Below are 16,422 nucleotides of genomic sequence, written 5' to 3'. Positions count from 1 at the left end.
TCATGCTGATCGATTTCTTCTTCTCGCTGCGCCACGCCAAGCTGCCGGTCTCGGTCAAGGAATACCTGACCATGCTGGAAGCGCTCAAGGCCCAGGTCATCTCGCCGTCGATCGACGAGTTCTACTACCTGTCGCGCATGACGCTGGTCAAGGACGAGAAGCACTTCGACAAGTTCGACCAGACCTTCGCCGCCTACTTCAAGGGCGTGGAGAGCCTGGTCGACTGGAAGTCCGACATCCCGCTCGACTGGCTGCAGAAGACGCTGGAGCGCGAGCTGTCGCCCGAGGAAAAGGCCAAGATCGAGGCCATGGGCGGGCTCGACAAGCTGATGGAGCGCCTCAAGCAACTGCTCGAAGAGCAGAAGGAAAAGCACGAAGGCGGCAACAAGTGGATCGGCACCGGTGGCACCTCGCCGTTCGGCCACGGCGGCTACAACCCCGAGGGCATCCGCATCGGCGGTCCCTCCAAGGGCAACCGCACCGCGATCAAGGTGTGGGAGACGCGCGCCTACAAGGACTACGACGACCAGGTCGAACTGGGCACGCGCAACATCAAGGTGGCGCTGCGCCGGCTGCGCCGCTTCGCGCGCGAAGGCGCCGATACCGAACTGGACCTGGACGACACCATCCACTCCACCGCGGCCAACGCGGGCCTGCTCGACATCAAGCTGCGGCCCGAGCGCCACAACAAGGTCAAGGTGCTGATGCTGATGGACGTGGGCGGCTCGATGGACGACCACATCAAGCGCGTGGAGGAACTGTTCTCGGCCACCAAGACCGAGTTCAAGCACCTGGAGTACTACTACTTCCACAACTGCCTGTACGACTACGTGTGGAAGAACAACCGCCGCCGCCACGCCGAAAAGCTGGCCACGTGGGACCTGCTGCACAAGTACACGCCCGACTACAAGATCATCTTCGTCGGCGACGCCACCATGAGCCCGTACGAGATCCTGCAGCCGGGCGGCTCGGTCGAGTACAACAACGCCGAAGCCGGCGCGGTGTGGCTGAACCGCATGACCGAGCAGTTCCCGCACTTCGTCTGGCTCAACCCCGAGCCGGAAGGGCTGTGGCAATACCGGCAGTCGATCACGGTGATCAACCAGCTGATGAAGGGCCGGATGTTCCCGGTCACGCTGGCCGGGCTGGAGCAGGCGATGAAGGTGCTGTCGAAGTAGCGGCAGCACCCTTTTCTTCCTCCTTCCTTCCGGGGGGCACCGTCAGGTGACGATGCCCCCCGCGTCCGGCGCGGACACCGGCCGCACACCGGCCAGGTCGGCGCCCTCCATCACCCACTCGCGAAACGTGCGCAGCGCCGGCAGGTGCTGCTTCTGCTCCGGATAGCACAGGTAGTAGCCCTTCCTGGCCAGCACCTGCGCCGGGTGCGCCACCACCAGCGCGCCGGTGGCCAACTCTTCCTCGATCAGGCAGCGCGGGATCAGCGCAATGCCCAGTCCCGACAGCGCCGCCTGGGTCAGCAGCGAGAACTGGTCGAAGCGCGCCCCGCTCCAGGCCTGGCGCGTCGGCACGCCCAGCGTGGCGAACCAGTCGGGCCAGGCTTCGGGCACGGTGGTGTGGTGCAGCAGCGGATAGCGCAGCAGCGCGGCCGGCGTGGGCGCCACGCCGTCGGGCTGGTCGGCCAGCAGGCCCGGGCGGCATACCGGCAGCACCTCGCGCCCGGTCATGTAGTCGGCCAGGCTGCCCGGCCAGACGCCGTCGCCGAAACGGATCGCCGCATCCAGGTCGGGCTCGGAAAAATCGTAGCCCTGCGCATGCGGGACGAATTCCAGCGTGACTTCCGGATGGCGTGCGAAGAACTGCGGCAGGCGCGGGATCAGCCACTTGGCGCCCAGCGTCGGCATGCTGGCGATATGCAGCACGCCGCCGCGGCCCTGGCTCGCCATCAGCTCGACCGTGGCCGCCTCCAGCTCGTTCAGGCTGGGGCCGATGCGCTCGAGGTAGCGTTGCCCCGCGGTGGTCAGCACCAGGCGCTGGCGCACGCGCTCGAACAGCTCCACCCCCAGGTAGGCCTCCAGGCTGCGCACCTGCTTGCTCACGGCGCCCTGCGTGACATGCAGTTCGCGCGCGGCCACGGTAAAACTGTTGTGGCGGGCGGCGGCTTCAAAGGCCTGCAACTCGGTCAGCGACGGACATAGGCGTCGCATAAATCACCTCTATTTCACGACCAGATGGAATGAGCTAGGGATTTTATTTCGTTTGCGATGGGCTTGCCCGGACGCGCAGAATCGTGAAAACCACTTTGTTCCGCCATTCCTCCTTCCGCCCTTCACCCTCTTCCTCATAAAGCCTCCATGCAACGTCGCCATCTTCTCCGAGTCCTGGCCGCCGCTTCGGCCGCTGTCGCCGCCGGCATCTCCTTCAGCGCCGCCGCCCAGTCCGGCTACCCGAACAAGCCGATCACGCTGGTAGTGCCGTTCCCGGCCGGCGGCACGACCGATATCGTCGCGCGCATCGTCGCCGACAAGCTCGGCCAGCAGCTGGGCCAGCCCGTGGTGGTCGACAACCGAGGCGGCGCCGGCGGCAGCATCGGCACCACCTTCCTGTCCAAGGCCGCGCCGGACGGCTACACGCTGGGCATCGCCACCGCCTCGACCCACGGTATCAACCCTGCGGTCTACCCGCGCCTGTCCTACGATGCAACCAAGGACTTCACCACCATCACCAACCTGGCCTCGGTGCCCAACGTGATGAGCATCAACCCGGCGGTCAAGGCCACCGACATGAAGTCCTTCATCGCACTGGCGCAGTCGCAGCCGAACAAGCTGGCCTATGGCTCGGCCGGCAACGGCAGCGTCTCGCACATGATGGGGGAACTGTTCAAGATGAGCAGCAAGACCGAACTGCTGCACGTGCCGTACAAGGGCGTGGGCCCGGCGCTGAACGACGCGCTGGCCAACCAGGTGCAGGTGCTGTTCGACAACCTGCCGTCGTCGCTGCCGTTCATCGAAGGCGGCAAGCTGCGCGCACTGGCCGTAGCCGCGCCCAAGCGCGTGCCCGCGCTGCCCAACGTGCCGACCTTTGCCGAGCTGGGCCTGGGCGAAGTCAACGACGCCGCCTGGTTCGGCCTGATCGCGCCGGCCAACCTGCCGGCCGATATCCAGGGCAAGCTCAACGCCGCCGCAATCAAGGTGCTGGCCATGCCGGAAGTGAAGGCCAAGCTGGAGAAGCTCGGCGCCACCCCGGTTGGCGACACCCCTGCCCACTTTGCCGCCCAGGTCAGGAGCGAAGTGGCCAAGAACAAGCGCATTGCCGCCACCGCCAAGATCTCCCTCGACTGATTTTGCCCCGCCATGACTGAAACAGAACGAAAGACCGCGGACAGTCCGTTCTTCCTGTACCAGCCGGAGGGCGAGCCCTCCGCGCTGTTCCTGGACTCGCCGCACAGCGCGACCACCTACCCGACGGACTTCCGCCCCGACCCGGCCCTGCCGCTGCCGCTCTTGCGCCAGGCCGAGGATACCTTTGTCGACGAGCTCTACGCCGGCGCCCCCGCGCGCGGCATCCCGCTGCTCTGCGCGGGCTTCCCGCGCAGCTACCTGGATGCCAACCGCGCGCTGGACGAGATCGACGAGACCCTGCTGGAGGTGCCGTGGCCCGGCGCAAAGCAGGAGACCTCCAAGACACGGCTCGGCAAGGGCCTGGTCTGGCGCGTGCTCGATACCGGCGAGCCGATCTACGACCGCAAGCTGAGCGTGGAAGAGGTGCAGGCGCGCATCAACTGCTACTACCTGCCGTACTACGCGCAACTGCAGAAGCTGGCCGACCGCGCCATCGCCGGCCACGGCGCCGCCTGGCACATCAACTGCCATTCGATGCCGAGCCACGCCGCCGAATACGCGACCGAGTTCCCGGGGCTGGAGCATCCGGACTTTGTCGTCGGCGACCGCGACGGCACCACCTGCGACAAGCGCTTCACCGACCGCGTCGAAGGCGTGCTCAAGGACATGGGCTACGACGTCTGGCGCAACCACCCATACAAGGGCGTGGAGATCGTGCGCGTGGTGGGCCAGCCGCAGGCCGGGCGCCACAGCCTGCAGCTGGAGGTCAACCGCAAGCTGTATATGGACGAAGTTGGGCTGACCCACACCGCGGGCTTCGCCAAGCTGCGCCATAACCTGAACGCGCTGCTCGACGAGCTGCTGCGCTTCACGCGCTCGATGCCCTCGCGCGTGGCGTGAGCGGCAACGCGCCGTTGGCCGGGACAGTCGTCCACGGCCAACAGCGACGGTGGCTGCGGGTTCGCCGCAGTTGTGCGGCAAGGGTGATTCCTGCTAGCAGGCAAGTCACTTCCTGCGCGACATCATGGGTTGGAAGAATGGGTAACAAGATTTAGGAACTTTGTCAGATAGGTTTCCTCTATCATGGCAATCCTTTGCGACCCATTCTGCATCCCAGCCCCCTGGGCTGGCACGCACACACCGCTAACACCGTGATCCGACGAATCTCCGAACTGCTCGGCAGCGGGCTCCGCATGGTGACTGCCGCAGTGGCCGGTGCGATCGCGCTGGCAGGCTGCGCCAACATGCCGGCCGACGAGGCCGCCGCCCCGGCCACCGTGCCGGCACCTGCCACGACCACCGCCACGCCTGCCGCCTCCACCACTCCGCCCACCAAGACCATCACCCTGCCTGACCGCGGCCGCGTCAGCCTGTCCGAGTACCGCGCGCGCATGCGCGAACAGCTGATGAAGACCGAGAACGCCACCAGTGACGTGGCCGACTGCGCCGCGCACGCCAGCTGGGTGGTGCCGCGCTCGGCCACCTACGACGCGCTGAAGATCCCCACCGGCGCGCTCGCTGCCGGACAGGCCACCACCGAACCGTGGAGCGGCCGCTTCTCGCCCGGCAAGCAGGCCGTGCCGGTCAGCTCGGTAGTCACGTTCGCCGCCACCGCGCACAAGCGCCGCGGCGACAACGAATGGCAGCCGGTGCGGGTGCGCTGCGGCTATGACGATGGGATGATGCTGGCGTACGAACTGCTGGACAGCGGCGGCGCCACTGTCACCGAGGCCTCGGGCCCGCCGGCCGCGCCGGCCGTGACCCGCACCTCGTCCAGCAAGAGCCGCAAGGGCTCGGCGTCGAAGTCGAGCGCTTCTGCATCGAAGTCGTCGAAGTCCGCGTCGTCCAGGTCGACGTCCGGCTCGGCCCAGACGAGCAGCAAGACCAAGAAGAAGCAATAAGCTGGAAATAAGCGCGGCGTCCACGTGGACGCCGGACGGGCCCGCCCTTGCGGCGGGCCATTGGCGTTGGGTCAGCCGAGGTAGTCCAGGATCGCCTGCAGCATCGCCGTGCCCAGCAGCGCGCTGCGCGCGCCGTTCCAGCCGACCTCGGGGTCGGGCAGGTCGGCGTTGTCCTTGAACGGCATTTCCAGCGTCAGCGCCAGGCAGCCGAAGGTATGGCCGATGTACTTGGACGCCAGCTTGAGCGCATCGGCGTTGTACTTGCTGGCCGCATAGCCGTGCACGTCCTGGAAATCCGGCGAGGCGCGCTTGAAGGCCCCGATAAAGCGCAGCTGCTCGCGCCGGCGCGCTTCGGTGAAGCCGGGCAGCATCTCGCTGCCGGCGACGAAGTTGTACGGCAGCCCCTCGTCGCCGTGGATATCGAAGAACATGTCGCAGCCGCTGGCCTCGATGGCGCGGCGCACGTGATAGACCTCGGGGCTGGTATCGGGGCTGGGCGCCATCCACTCGCGATTCAGGTTGGCGCCGGCGGCGTTGGTGCGCAGGTTGCCGCGCGCCGAGCCGTCCGGGTTCATGTTCGGCACGATATGGAACACGGCGCGCTCCAGCAGCTTGCGCGCGACCGGGTCGCCGGCCCACACCCCGGTGCCGGTCAGGCGCTGCAGCACGCCTTCGACGAACCACTCCGCCATGCTCTCGCCCGGGTGCTGGCGCGCGATCATCCAGATGGTCTTCTTGCCAGGGCCGGGCTGGCCCAGCGTGACACGGGTCATGTCGCGCCCGTCCACGGTGCTGCCCAGGTGCGACAGGCGTGCCAGCGGCGAGCGCTGGCAGGTGGCCAGCAGCGACAGGTGGCGCTCGTCCGGGTATGGCTCGAAATACGCAAACCAGACGCTGTCATGTTCCGGCGTAAAGTCCACCGTCATCACGTGGCCGTCGAAGCGCGTGGGCACGCGGAACCAGTGCGCGCGGTCGTACGAGGCCACCGCGCGGTAGTCACGCCAGCCGTCCGGATAGGTGCAGTCGCCGGCGTTGAGGAAATGCATTCGGCACGCCTGCCCCGCCGCGCCCTGCAGGCGGAAGTGGAACCACTGGCGGAAGTCGGCATGCGAATCGGCACGGATGCGCAGGCGGATATCGTCGGCACGGTCGAGCGCCTCGACCTCGATGGCGCCGGAATCGAAATGCGAGGAGATATGCAGGGCGGAAGGCATGGCGGGCAGTCTCGTGGCAGTGGGTACGGGCAGTCGGTTCAGTCTTCCAGGCGGCGGCGGAACACCCAGCGGGCGGCGTCGGAAGCCGCGGCGTCGAAGGCGTAGCCATCCTCGGCAAAGCGCTTGAGCTTTTCCGGCTCGGTAATGCGATGCGTGACCGCGTAGCGCGCCATGGTGCCGCGTGCGCGCTTGGCGTGGAACGAGATGATCTTGTAGCGGCCGCCCTTCCAGTCCTCGAACACGGGCGTGACGATGCGCGCGTTCAGCACCTTGGGCCGAACCACCTTGAAATACTCTTCCGAGGCCAGGTTGACCAGCACCGGCGCGCCTTCCTGCCTGAGCGCGGCCATGTCGCCGTTGATCATCTGCGTGACCTCGTCGCCCCAGTACGCGTACAGGTCCTTGCCGGCGGCCGTGTCGAGCCGCGTGCCCATCTCCAGCCGGTACGGCTGCATCCAGTCCAGCGGACGCAGCACGCCGTAGAGGCCCGACAGGATGCGGATGTGCTTCTGCGCGAAGCCGAGGTCGTCGGCCGACAACGTCTTCGCGTCGAGGCCGTCGTAGACGTCGCCGTTGAAGGCCAGCACGGCCTGCTTGCTGTTGGCCGCGGTGAACTCGGGCGACCAGTCGGCGTAGCGGGTCACATTGAGCACCGCGAGCTTGTCGGAGATGTCCATCAGCGCGCCGACGTCCTGCGGCGCCAGCTTGCGCAGGCGCTCGATCAGCGTGGCGGAACGGTCGATAAAGCGCGGCAGCGTATGGGTCTTGATGCGAGGGGGTGTCTCGTAGTCAAGCGACTTGGCGGGAGACAAAACGATGAGCATGGCAAAATCGCGGCAGTAGCCAAGGACAAACAAGCCAAGATTGTAGCGAATGCGCCTCGACACCACCGGAACTACTCTCCCTGCCAGCATCGCCGGCGTCACATCCACGCCCCCGGCGGCACCCCGCGTGGTGCTCGACTCCAATATCTGGGTCGACCTGCTGGTCTTTCGCGACCCGCACGTGGAGCCGATCCGCGTGGCGCTGGAGGCCGGCACCATCGCCCCGGTGATCCGTGCCGATTGCCGCGAAGAGCTGCGCCGGGTGCTGGCCTATCCGCAATTTGCCCGCTTTGCCGTCGATATCGACGCCGCGCTGGCCACGGTCGACCGCCTTGCCAGCCTGGAAGCCGCGCCGCCGCAGGCCGACTTCGACGCCATCCGGCTGCCGCGCTGCAAGGACACCGACGACCAGAAGTTCGTCGAGCTGGCCCACTTTGCCGGCGCGGCGTGCCTGGTGTCGAAGGACAAGGCCGTGCTGAAGCTGCGCACCCGCCTGCGCCGCTCCAGCGGTGTGGAAGTGCTGACGCCGCCGGGTTTCGGCGCGTGGCTGGCCACGCAGGCCGGCGCCGACAGCGCGGCCGATCCGCTTTAGAATTGCCGCACCTCGCGCGGGCCTGACCGGAACGCGCAGCAGGCCGCTCCCCATCTCACCGCATCGACACGCTCGCAACATGTCCGCAGACACCACGCTCGCTCCCCTGACCCCGCCGCCGTCGCGCCTGCCCGCCGTCGGCACCACCATCTTTACCGTGATGTCGGCGCTCGCTACCGAGAAGAACGCCGTCAACCTGGGCCAGGGCTTCCCGGACTTCGACTGCGACCCGAAGATCGTCGACGCCGTGACTGCAGCCATGCGCGCCGGCCATAACCAGTACCCGCCGATGGCAGGCGTGCCGCGCCTGCGCCAGGCCATCGCCGCCAAGATCGCTAACCTGTACGGCCACCAGTACAGCTGGGACACGGAGATCACAGTCACCGCCGGCGCCACCCAGGGCATCCTGACCACCATCCTGTGCGCCGTGCACCCGGGCGACGAGGTCATCGTGCTCGAGCCCTGCTACGACAGCTACCTGCCCGCGATCGAGCTGGCCGGCGCCACCGCCGTGCCGGTCACGCTGGAAGCGCCCGAGTTTCGCGTGCCCTTCGACAAGCTGGCCGCCGCGATCACGCCGCGCACGCGCATGATCCTGATCAACACGCCGCACAACCCGACCGGCACGATCTGGCGGGCGGGCGACATGGACAAGCTGGCGCAGATCCTGGCCGGCACCGACATCCTGCTGCTGTCGGACGAGGTCTACGAGCACATGGTCTACGACGGCCAGGAGCACGCCTCGGTGTCGCGCCACCCCGAGCTGGCGCGGCGCAGCTTCGTGATCTCCAGCTTCGGCAAGACCTACCACGTGACCGGCTGGAAGGTCGGCTACGTGGCCGCGCCGGTGGCGCTGATGGCCGAATTCCGCAAGGTCCACCAGTTCAACGTGTTCACCGTCAACACGCCGGTGCAGTACGGGCTGGCCGACTATATGGCCGACCCGGCGCCCTACCTGCAGCTGTCGGCGTTCTACCAGGCCAAGCGCGATTTCTTCCGCGCCGGGCTGGCCAATACACGCTTCAAGCTGCTGCCGTCGGACGGTACCTACTTCCAGTGCGTCGATTACTCGGCCATTTCCGACCTGAGCGAGGCTGATTTTGCGATGTGGCTGACGCGCGAACTCGGCGTGGCCGCGATCCCGGTATCGGCGTTCTACACGCAGCCGCGTGAATCGGGCTTGGTGCGCTTCTGCTTTGCCAAGAAGGAAGAGACGCTGGCGCTGGCGCTGGAGCGGCTGGGCAAGCTGTAAGCGCTGGCGGATCGGCCGGCAAACGCAAAACGCCCGCGACGAGTCGCGGGCGTTTTGCGTTGAAGCAGCCGAGTATTACTTGTTGCGGCTCAGCATCAGCTCGGTATTGGCCTTTCGGTCGGCATTGACCTTCTGCACCGTCTCGCGCTGCGACAGCGTCTTCAGGTAGTCCTTGACCGGCAGGTCTGCCAGCAGGTCGGTGCCGTAGATGATTTTGGTGCACGACGACACCAGCGGCAGGTGCACCGCGGCGGCACAGTCGGCCAGCGTGAAGCTGTCGCCAGCGATATAGGGCGAGAACTTCGCCAGCTTGGCGAACGCGGGGATATAGCGGTTCAGCAGCTTGTGCTGGCGCTCCTTGACGTTGTCGCTGACCTTGCCGCCGAAGAAGGCCTCGGGGTACAGCTCGCGCGCGGTCAGCTCCAGGTACAGCTCCATGAAGGTGACGATCTCGCGCACCTTGCCGGCCTGCAGGGGATCCTGGGGCAGCAGCGGCTTCTGCGGATAAGCCGCTTCCAGGTATTCGACGATGACTTCGGACTCGCACAGCGAGCCGGATTCGGTGATGATGTAGGGCACCTTGCCCGCCGGCGACGCGGCCGGGTCGGTTTCACCGAGCCATGCCAACACCTCTTCGAACGGCACCTCCTTTTCCAGCAGCGCCAGCTTCACTTTGTTGTAGTAGTTGCTGGCGGCAAAACCGCAGAGCTTCAGCATGTCGTCTCTCTCCGTTGTTGGAATGGTCGCCCGCAGTGCAGATCCTGCAGGCGTGTGGGCGATTGTGGACCATCCGGGGCCTGCAGTGTCCGGCCTGGCCGATCAGCGCACGCCGCCTGCCCTGCCCATCTGTTCGGGAAGGTGCAAAAAACGTACGATCGTGCTAATTTAACCACAACTTTTGGGACGAACGATGAGCACTTTCACCATCGACACGCTGGGCATCGTCGGCACCGGCGCCATGGGCCGCGGCATCGCGCAGATTGCCGCGCAGGCAGGCCTCACCGTCAACCTGTACGACGCCAACCCGCAGGCGGTCGCCGCCGCGCGCCAGTACCTGCAGGATACGCTGGCCAAGCTCGCCGACAAGGGCAAGATCAGCACCGCCGACGCCGAGGCCACGCTGGCCCGCGTCAAGCCCTGCGGCGCGCTGGAAGACCTGGCCGGCTGCGACATGGTGCTGGAAGCCATCGTCGAGAAGCTTGAGGTCAAGCGCGACCTGATCGCCAGGCTCGAAGCCGTGCTGCGCGAAGACGCCATCATCGCCTCGAACACGTCTTCCCTTTCGATCACCGCGATCGCGGTCGGCGCGAAGCAGCCGGGCCGCATCGCCGGCTACCACTTCTTCAACCCGGTGCCGCTGATGAAGGTGGTCGAGGTCATCGACGGCCTGTCGGGCAACCCCGCGGTGGGCGATGCGCTGATGGCGCTGTCGCGCCGCATGGGCCATACCCCGGTGCGCTGCAAGGACATGCCGGGCTTTATCGTCAACCATGCCGGCCGCGGCATGAACATCGAAGGCCTGAAGGCCGCGCAGGAAGGCGTGGCCGAGTTCGTTGACATCGACAACATCATGCGCGAGCAGGCCGGCTTCCGCATGGGCCCGTTCGAGCTGATGGACCTGACCGGGCTGGACGTGTCGCACCCGGTGATGGAATCGATCTACAACCAGTTCTACCAGGAGCCGCGCTACCGCCCGTCGCCGATCACGGCGATCCGCTCGGTCGGCGGACTGGTCGGCCGCAAGGCCGGCGCCGGTTTCTACCGCTACGCCGACGGCCAGAAGCAGGTGCCTGCGGCCGCCGTGGTTCCGAGCGCGCGCCCGTCGAGCGTGTGGGTCAGCCACGCCAGCGAGCGCGGCCACGCCATGGTGACCAAGCTGCTGGGCGCGCTGGGCGTGACCCCGGAAGGTGGCAACAAGCCCTCGGCCGACGCACTGATCATCGTCACGCCGCTGGGCCTGGACGCCACCACCAGCGCGCTGCAACAGGGCCTGGACCCGGCCCGTACCGTCGCCATCGACACGCTGCTGCCGTTCGAGGCCACCAAGCGCCGCACGCTGATGACCACGCCGGCCACCAATGCCGCCGCGCGTGACACCGCGCACGGCCTGTTCGCCAGCGACGGCGTGCCGGTCACGGTGATCCGCGACTCGGCCGGCTTTGTCGCGCAGCGCGTGCTCTGCTGCATCATCAATATCGCCAGCGATATCGCGCAGCAGCGCATCGCCACGCCGGCCGACATCGACCTGGCCGTCAACCTGGGCCTGGGCTATCCGAAGGGCCCGCTGGCGCTGGGCGACGCGGTCGGCCCGCAGCTGGTGCTGGAGACGCTGCGCAATATGGAAGCGCTCACCGGCGACATGCGCTACCGCCCGAGCCCGTGGCTGTGGCGCCGTGCCGGCCTGGGCCTGTCGCTGCTGGCCGAAGAGCAGTAATCCCTCCCCGCACCGCAATCAGCGAGACCCGCCCCCATGCCCGCACAGCTGCTATCTGAACGCGTCGATTCGACGCTGGTGCTGACCATTTCGAACCCCGAGGCACGCAATGCGCTGCACCCGGACATCTATGCGGCATCGAAAGCGGCGCTGGAACAGGCCGCCGCGGATGACTCGGTGCGCGCGGTGATCTTCACCGGTGCCGACGGCATGTTCTGCGCAGGCGGCAACCTGAACCGGCTGCTGGGCAACCGCAGCCAGCCGCCCGAGGTGCAGGCCGCCAGCATCGAGGTGTTGAACGGCTGGATCCAGTCGCTGCACGCCTTTCCCAAGCCGATCATCGCGGCAGTGGAAGGCGCGGCCGCCGGCGCGGGCTTCTCGGTAGTGCTGGCGTGCGATTTCGTAGTCGCGGCCAGTGACGCCAAGTTCGTGATGGCCTACGTCTCGGTCGGGCTGACGCCGGATGGCGGCGGCTCGTACGAGCTGGCGCGCGCACTGCCGCGCCAGCTCGCAAGCGAACTGATGATGGAAGGCAAGCCGGTCAACGCCGAGCGGCTGGCGCAGTTCGGGCTGGTCAATCGCGTCACGCCGTCGGGCGAGGCGCTGGCCGAGGCATTGCGCCTGGCGCAGGGCATCGCGAAGCAATCGCCGCATGCGGTGGGCCGCATCAAGGGCCTGATCAACCATGCGGGCACGGCCTCGCTGGCCGAACACCTGGTAGCCGAGCGCGACAGCTTCGTGGCCGCGCTGCATCACCCCGATGGCGGCGAAGGTATCAGCGCCTTCCTGGAGAAGCGCAAGCCGCAGTATCGCTGATCACCCCGGCTGATCACCCCGGCTGATCACCCCGCCGATCATCATTACGGCCAGCCCGCGACAGACGGGCATGCCGCTACCAAGCAAGGAGACAACGCATGGAATTGCCGCCGCCCTCGCGTCGCCGCATCTACCTGATGCGGCATGGCGCCGTCTCTTACTTCGATGAGGCCGGGCGCCCCGCCCTGCCCGAGATGGTGCCGCTCAACGAGACCGGCCGCGTGCAGGCCACCGCCGCCGGCCGCGCCTTTGCCGCCGAACAGATCCGCTTCGACCGCGTCATCGTCAGCGGCCTGCCGCGCACCGTCGAGACGGCCGAGCGCGTGCTGGCCGAACTGCCCGGGATGGACGACGTGGTGCCGGAAGTCTGGCCCGCGCTGCAGGAGATCCGCGGCGGCGACCTGTCCGCCATCGCCGACCAGGACCTGCGCGACGCCTTTGTCGGCGCCTTCGAGGGCGAAGTCCCGGAAGACAAGCGCTTCCTCAACGGCGAGACCATCGGCCAGTTCCTCGACCGCGTACTGCCCTCCCTGGAGCGCCTGCGCGCCGATCCCGACTGGGACACCGTGCTGATGGTGCTGCACGGCGGCACCAACCGCGCCATCCTGTCGCAGGCGATCACCTGCGGGCGACGCGTGTTCTTCGGCTCGCTGCTGCAGACCGCGGGCTGCATCAACGTGCTCGACATGGGCGACGACCCGCTCGACTGGGTGGTACGCATGACCAACTACTCGCCGCCCACGCCCGTTCACAGCGGCACGCGCCACACCACCATGGAAGTGCTGCTGCACCAGTATTTGCGCGGACGCCAGCCGCAGGGCTGAGCGCGCCGCGAGATGGATCGAATTCCAACCGATGCCGAACAGAAAACCAACGGAGACAGCATGACGAGCAACGTATCGCACTTCGAGGGCACGCGCCCGGTGGCGGACCAGCAGCGCTTCGACACCGACGCGCTGGAAGCCTGGATGCGCCAGCACGTGGAGGGCTTTGCCGGTCCGCTGACCGTGGAGCAGTTCAAGGGCGGCCAGTCCAACCCGACCTTCAAGCTGATCACGCCGGGCCAGACCTACGTGATGCGCGCCAAGCCCGGCCCCAAGAGCAAGCTGTTGCCGTCGGCTCACGCGATCGAGCGCGAGTACCGCGTAATGGCCGCGCTCGCGGGCAGCGACGTGCCGGTGGCCCGCATGTATGCGCTGTGCGAGGACGAGTCCGTGATCGGCCGCGCCTTCTACATCATGGAGTTCGTCGCCGGCCGTGTGCTGTGGGACCAGTCGCTGCCGGACCTGAGCCCCGCCGAGCGCGGCGCCATCTACGACGAGATGAATCGCGTCATCGCTGCGCTGCACACGGTCGACTACAAAGCCATCGGGCTGGGCGATTACGGCAAGCCGGGCAACTACTTCCAGCGCCAGATCGAGCGCTGGTCCAAGCAGTACAAGCTGTCAGAGACCGAATCGATCCCGGCCATGGACGCGCTGATGGACTGGCTGCCGCAGCATATCCCGCAGGAAGACGCCGACCTGACCTCGATCGTGCACGGTGACTATCGGCTCGACAACCTGATGTTCCACCCCACCGAGCCGCGCGTGCTGGCCGTGCTGGACTGGGAACTGTCCACGCTGGGCCACCCGATGGCCGACTTCAGCTACCACTGCATGAGCTGGCATATCGCCCCGGGGCAGTTCCGCGGCATTGCGGGGCTGGATTTCACCGCGCTGGGCATTCCCGATGAAGCTGCCTATCGCCGCCTGTACGAGCAGCGCACCGGCCGCCCGATCACCGGCGACTGGAATTTCTACCTCGCCTTCAGCATGTTCCGCATCGCCGGCATCCTGCAGGGGATCATGAAGCGCGTTGTGGATGGCACGGCATCGTCGGCGCAGGCGCTGGATGCCGGCAAGCGTGCGCGGCCGATGGCGGAGATGGGGTGGGAGTATGCGCAGAAGGCGAAGGGCTGACACGGCCACTGCCGCAGCAAAGTAACGCAGCAAAGTAATACGGGCGCCATCGGCGCCCGTATTTCATCAGCCACGTGCGGCGCTCAATCCCCCAGCGCCACCCCCTCCCGCCGCGGATCCGCGCCACCAGCCCACACCGCCTTCCCGTCAGGCCCTTGCTTGCGCATGATCGCCTGCGTGCCGCTCGTCATCTCGATCTCCGCCACCTGGTGGCCGCGCTGCTGCAGCGCCTGCACCAGGCCCGGCGATACCAGCCCCTTCTCCACCTCGGTCGGGCCATTGCGGCTGCCGAAGTTGCCCATGCCGATCGCCGCCTGCACGTCCATGTTCCAGTCGAGCATGCCGACCAGCGTCTTGGATACGTACTCGATGATCTGCGAGCCACCGGGCGAGCCGACCGTGGCGACGAGCTGGCCCGTCTGGCGGTCGAACACCAGCGTCGGCGCCATCGACGAGCGCGGGCGCTTGCCCGGCTGCACGCGGTTGGCCACCGGCTTGCCGTTCTCGCTCGGCGCGAAGGAGAAGTCGGTCAACTGGTTGTTCAGCATGAATCCGCGCACCATCAGATGCGAACCGAAGTACGACTCGATCGTGGTGGTCATTGAAATCGCCCCGCCGCGGTCATCGACGGCAACGATCTGCGAGGTGGAGATGCGCGGCGGCGAACGGTCGGGTGCATAGGCCACCGCAGTGCCCGGCGGCACGCCCGGCTGCGCCTTGCCCATGCTCTTGTCGGCGATCAGCTCTGCGCGCGAGGCCAGGTAAGACGAGTTGACCAGGCCGGCCACGTTGACCGGCACGAAGTCCGCATCGGCGACGTACAGGCCGCGGTCGGCATAGGCCAGGCGGTCAGCTTCGGAGATCGCGTGGACGGCGTCAGGGTTGGCTTCCATCACCGCGGGCGTATTCACGCCCTGGGGCTTGAGCGCAGCCAGCGCGTACTTGGGATTCTTGGTCTCCAGCGCCTGCAGCGTGCCCAGGATCTGCGCGATCGCGATGCCGCCTGACGACGGCGGCGGCATGCCGCAGATCTTCCAGCGCTTGTAGTCGGTGCAGACCGGCTCGCGCTCCTTGGCCTTGTAGTTGCGCAGGTCCGCCAGCGACAGCGAGCCGGCGTTGGCGCTGCCGTTCACCTTGGCGACGATGTCCTGCGCGATCGGGCCGCTGTACAGCACGCCGGCGCCGCGCCGGGCGACATCGCGCAGCGTCTGCGCGAGCCTGGGGTTCTTCAGCACCGTTCCGGCCGGCTTGGGCTTGCCCTGCGCATCCAGGAAGTACGTGGCCATCTCGGGCGAATTGGCCAGGAACTTGTCGGCGGCCACCTGCGTGTACAGCCGATCCGAGATCGGGAAGCCCTTCTCCGCCAGCGCGATGGCGGGCTCGAACAATTTGGCCCACGGCAGGCGGCCGTGCTGGCGGTGTGCCATCTCCAGCGCGCGCATCACGCCCGGCGTGCCGACCGAGCGGCCGCCGATCTGCGCCTCGCTGAACTCCATCGGCTTGCCGTCGGGGCGCAGGAACAGGTTTTCGGTGGCGCCGGCCGGAGCCATCTCGCGGCCGTCAATGGCCTGCACACGCTTGCCGTCCCAGTACATGATGAAGGCGCCGCCGCCGATGCCAGTGGCCTGCGGCTCGACCAGCGTCAGAACGGCCTGCATGGCGATGGCGGCGTCGATGGCCGAGCCGCCCTGGCGCAGGATGGTGCGCCCCGCCTCGGTCGCGAGCGGATTGGCGGCGGCGGCCATGTGGCGCTGCGCGTAGACCGTCGACATGCCGGGGCGGTAGCCGGAGGAGACCTCCGGGGCCGGCGGCATGGCGGCCGGAGGTGTCGTTGCTACCGGGGCAGCGGTCGGCGCGGCAGGCGCGGCCGGTGCGGCCGTCCCTCCGCCTTGCGTACCACAAGCACCGAGCAGCGCCGTCAGGCCAAGGGCCAGCGCGCCGCGCCAGACCGTCGAAGAGGGGTCAAGGTGAGCCATGCGATATCTCCGGGGGAAGGATCAAGGGATTGTAGTGGCGATCGGCGCATCCGGGGGGCGGGGGAAAGTCTGAATCCCGCCACATGGCGCGACAGCCTCGTGCCGGTGAAAAAAAAACAGCCGTCTAACCCCGAACGCCCGCCTGCCCCGTTT

15 protein-coding genes are annotated in these 16,422 nt (G+C 67.3%); 10 read left to right on the top strand and 5 right to left on the bottom strand.

The window, feature by feature from the left end; all coding sequences use genetic code 11:
• Positions 1 to 2 precede the first annotated feature (2 nt).
• A complete protein-coding gene (locus ABNX08_RS05280; protein WP_022534120.1) occupies positions 3 to 1,178 on the top strand; it encodes a VWA domain-containing protein in 1,176 nt (391 codons plus the stop codon).
• Between the two features lie 42 nt (positions 1,179 to 1,220).
• Here the strand turns inward: ABNX08_RS05280 and ABNX08_RS05275 are convergent, their stop codons facing one another.
• Positions 1,221 to 2,165, bottom strand: coding sequence for a LysR substrate-binding domain-containing protein (locus ABNX08_RS05275; protein ID WP_022534119.1), 945 nt, complete (start codon positions 2,163 to 2,165; stop codon positions 1,221 to 1,223).
• 147 nt (positions 2,166 to 2,312) lie between these two features.
• Here ABNX08_RS05275 and ABNX08_RS05270 point away from each other — a divergent pair, with 147 nt between their 5' ends.
• From ABNX08_RS05270 to ABNX08_RS05260, 3 genes are all read left to right on the top strand, one after another.
• Positions 2,313 to 3,299, top strand: coding sequence for a tripartite tricarboxylate transporter substrate binding protein (locus ABNX08_RS05270; RefSeq protein ID WP_022534118.1), 987 nt, complete (start codon positions 2,313 to 2,315; stop codon positions 3,297 to 3,299).
• A 12-nt stretch (positions 3,300 to 3,311) separates the two neighbouring features.
• Positions 3,312 to 4,199, top strand: coding sequence for an N-formylglutamate amidohydrolase (locus ABNX08_RS05265; protein ID WP_022534117.1), 888 nt, complete (start codon positions 3,312 to 3,314; stop codon positions 4,197 to 4,199).
• A gap of 251 nt (positions 4,200 to 4,450) precedes the next feature.
• Positions 4,451 to 5,200 (top strand): BspC domain-containing protein, encoded by a 750-nt coding sequence (locus ABNX08_RS05260; RefSeq protein WP_374063647.1) that lies wholly within the window; start codon positions 4,451 to 4,453, stop codon positions 5,198 to 5,200.
• A gap of 71 nt (positions 5,201 to 5,271) precedes the next feature.
• On the opposite strand, the gene ABNX08_RS05255 is transcribed toward ABNX08_RS05260, so the two are convergent.
• Both ABNX08_RS05255 and yaaA read right to left on the bottom strand, forming a co-directional pair.
• Positions 5,272 to 6,414, bottom strand: coding sequence for a M14-type cytosolic carboxypeptidase (locus tag ABNX08_RS05255; protein ID WP_022534115.1), 1,143 nt, complete (start codon positions 6,412 to 6,414; stop codon positions 5,272 to 5,274).
• A 38-nt stretch (positions 6,415 to 6,452) separates the two neighbouring features.
• Entirely contained in the window at positions 6,453 to 7,238 is a 786-nt protein-coding gene (gene yaaA / locus ABNX08_RS05250; RefSeq protein WP_349609454.1) for a peroxide stress protein YaaA, read from the bottom strand.
• A gap of 49 nt (positions 7,239 to 7,287) precedes the next feature.
• Between yaaA and ABNX08_RS05245 the strand changes: the two genes are divergently transcribed.
• Both ABNX08_RS05245 and ABNX08_RS05240 read left to right on the top strand, forming a co-directional pair.
• Positions 7,288 to 7,830 carry a putative toxin-antitoxin system toxin component, PIN family gene (locus ABNX08_RS05245; protein ID WP_022534113.1) on the top strand — a complete coding sequence of 181 codons (543 nt, stop codon included), beginning with the start codon at positions 7,288 to 7,290 and terminating at the stop codon, positions 7,828 to 7,830.
• Between the two features lie 79 nt (positions 7,831 to 7,909).
• The gene (locus ABNX08_RS05240) at positions 7,910 to 9,082 is read left to right on the top strand and encodes a pyridoxal phosphate-dependent aminotransferase (protein WP_022534112.1); all 1,173 of its coding nucleotides are present in this window, start codon (positions 7,910 to 7,912) and stop codon (positions 9,080 to 9,082) included.
• Positions 9,083 to 9,157: 75 nt separating this feature from the next.
• Here ABNX08_RS05240 and ABNX08_RS05235 read toward each other — a convergent pair whose 3' ends face one another.
• Positions 9,158 to 9,799, bottom strand: coding sequence for a glutathione S-transferase (locus ABNX08_RS05235; protein WP_022534111.1), 642 nt, complete (start codon positions 9,797 to 9,799; stop codon positions 9,158 to 9,160).
• Positions 9,800 to 9,992: 193 nt separating this feature from the next.
• Here ABNX08_RS05235 and ABNX08_RS05230 point away from each other — a divergent pair, with 193 nt between their 5' ends.
• From ABNX08_RS05230 to ABNX08_RS05215, 4 genes are all read left to right on the top strand, one after another.
• Positions 9,993 to 11,516, top strand: a complete 1,524-nt coding sequence (locus ABNX08_RS05230; protein ID WP_022534110.1) for a 3-hydroxyacyl-CoA dehydrogenase — start codon at positions 9,993 to 9,995, stop codon at positions 11,514 to 11,516.
• A 36-nt stretch (positions 11,517 to 11,552) separates the two neighbouring features.
• Entirely contained in the window at positions 11,553 to 12,332 is a 780-nt protein-coding gene (locus tag ABNX08_RS05225; RefSeq protein ID WP_022534109.1) for an oxepin-CoA hydrolase, alternative type, read from the top strand.
• 98 nt (positions 12,333 to 12,430) lie between these two features.
• Positions 12,431 to 13,156 (top strand): histidine phosphatase family protein, encoded by a 726-nt coding sequence (locus ABNX08_RS05220; protein ID WP_022534108.1) that lies wholly within the window; start codon positions 12,431 to 12,433, stop codon positions 13,154 to 13,156.
• Positions 13,157 to 13,216: 60 nt separating this feature from the next.
• The gene (locus ABNX08_RS05215) at positions 13,217 to 14,293 is read left to right on the top strand and encodes a phosphotransferase (protein ID WP_022534107.1); all 1,077 of its coding nucleotides are present in this window, start codon (positions 13,217 to 13,219) and stop codon (positions 14,291 to 14,293) included.
• 83 nt (positions 14,294 to 14,376) lie between these two features.
• Here the strand turns inward: ABNX08_RS05215 and ggt are convergent, their stop codons facing one another.
• Positions 14,377 to 16,269, bottom strand: a complete 1,893-nt coding sequence (gene ggt / locus ABNX08_RS05210) for a gamma-glutamyltransferase (RefSeq protein ID WP_349609458.1) — start codon at positions 16,267 to 16,269, stop codon at positions 14,377 to 14,379.
• Between the last annotated feature and the right edge of the window lie 153 nt (positions 16,270 to 16,422).

The organism is Cupriavidus sp. DF5525 (assembly GCF_040149425.2).
In the GTDB taxonomy this organism is placed as follows: Bacteria; Pseudomonadota; Gammaproteobacteria; order Burkholderiales; family Burkholderiaceae; genus Cupriavidus; species Cupriavidus pickettii_A.
Note: the sequence above shows the minus strand (reverse complement) of the source record. Positions and strands in the feature narration are given on the sequence as shown.